2 protein-coding genes and 1 pseudogene are annotated in these 1,449 nt (G+C 39.5%); 2 read left to right on the plus strand and 1 reads right to left on the minus strand.

What is annotated here, in order from left to right; translation table 11 throughout:
• Positions 1-251 (minus strand): annotated as a pseudogene (locus tag VXQ92_RS17750) (type IV-A pilus assembly ATPase PilB); the annotation flags it as partial.
• Between the two features lie 290 nt (positions 252-541).
• Here VXQ92_RS17750 and tpiA point away from each other — a divergent pair.
• Together tpiA and secG are read left to right on the plus strand one after the other, a co-directional pair.
• Positions 542-1,336 (plus strand): triose-phosphate isomerase, encoded by a 795-nt coding sequence (tpiA, locus tag VXQ92_RS17755; RefSeq protein ID WP_000016932.1) that lies wholly within the window; start codon positions 542-544, stop codon positions 1,334-1,336.
• A gap of 12 nt (positions 1,337-1,348) precedes the next feature.
• Positions 1,349-1,449, plus strand: a 101-nt coding sequence (secG, locus tag VXQ92_RS17760; RefSeq protein WP_416682697.1) for a preprotein translocase subunit SecG, incomplete at its 3' end; no start/stop codon positions are given.

Here is a 1,449-nt window from a genome sequence, read left to right on the forward strand (position 1 = left end):
AGATCTTTAGGAATCTGAGAAGTGTCATAAACATCCAGATCGAAATATGGTTCAGCAAACTCAGCAGAAATTGTTTCAGCCAATAATGAAGGGGAGAGATGAACCTCTTCAATTAAATATGCGACTGTGTCCTGCTTAGCTCTTTTCGCTGCATCTAATGCAGTTTGCATGGTCGCTGCCGACACATGCTTTTCTTCGACTAAACGTCGAAAAAACCCCGTAAATTTTGGAGATGTATGTAATGCTGACATCTGCCTGCCTATGTTAATGTGTTTATAATTGGTATATGAAAAATTATACTTTTGTTATGTAAAATTACTACCTTAGAAAGTGTTGCTCGGGTCCTACTCAGCCTATTAAAGCTTGAACCAGTCGTAGTTTTTCTTTATTAATTTTTAGAATGTCGGACTTTTAATAAAGTAAAGTTTTTTCTTAATTTCAAACACTAGAAAAGATATGAGTAATCGCGTTAAAGAAAAGTATCTGAAATTTGTATAAATGCGTGTAGAATGTGCTGCATTTTTGATGAAAGGTGAGCAGTATGTCGGGTTCGACGATTACGCCTTGGGTAGTTGGTAACTGGAAAATGAATCCAATGCGTGCCAACGCCAACCAACTTATAGAAGAATTTAAACAATTATTGCAACAAAACCAAATTGCAGATGAAAACTGCCATGTGGGCGTTGCCCCTGTTTCTATTGCCCTTACAACGGTACAAGCGCAATTACAGGATGCTGCAAGAACGGTACATACGGTTGCACAGGATGTATCACGTGTTGCTGGTACAGGTGCTTATACTGGTGAAGTCAGTGCAGAACTATTAAAAGATAGCCAAATTAATTTCGTACTGGTTGGACACTCTGAACGTCGTGATATTTTTGGTGACAACGTTGAAATTTTGAAGGCAAAACTCCAAAATGCATTAAATGCGGGTATGACTGTCATTTATTGTGTGGGCGAAAGCCTTGAACAACGTGAGCAAGGTCAGGCCGAGCAAGTTGTTCTACAGCAAATTTGTGATATTGCACCTGTAGTAACTGCTGAACAATGGCAAAACCAAGTGGTTATTGCCTATGAACCTATTTGGGCAATTGGTACAGGTAAAACAGCTTCTCCGCAAGATGCGCAAGCGATGCACGCTAAAATTCGTGAAGGCTTATGCCAACTTACACCGGCAGGCTCAAATATTGCTATTTTATATGGCGGTAGTGTAAAAGCTGAAAATGCTGTTGAGTTAGCTGCATGTCCAGATATCAATGGTGCGTTGGTGGGTGGTGCTTCATTAAATGCAGCATCTTTTTATCAAATTGTACAAGCCTTCGCGCAAAGCAAATAACGAGGATAGGGTATGCACTCTTTTGTACTTGTTGTACATATTATTTTAGCAGTACTAATGATTGCATTAATTTTAGTGCAACATGGTAAAGGCGCAGATGCAGGTGCCTCTTT

It is taken from the genome of Acinetobacter sp. 228 (genome assembly GCF_048147885.1).

Bases quoted from the DNA above. Each gene is read 5' to 3' on its own strand.
- tpiA (WP_000016932.1), top strand. From the start codon at position 542: ATGTCGGGTTCGACGATTACGCCTTGGGTAGTTGGTAACTGGAAAATG.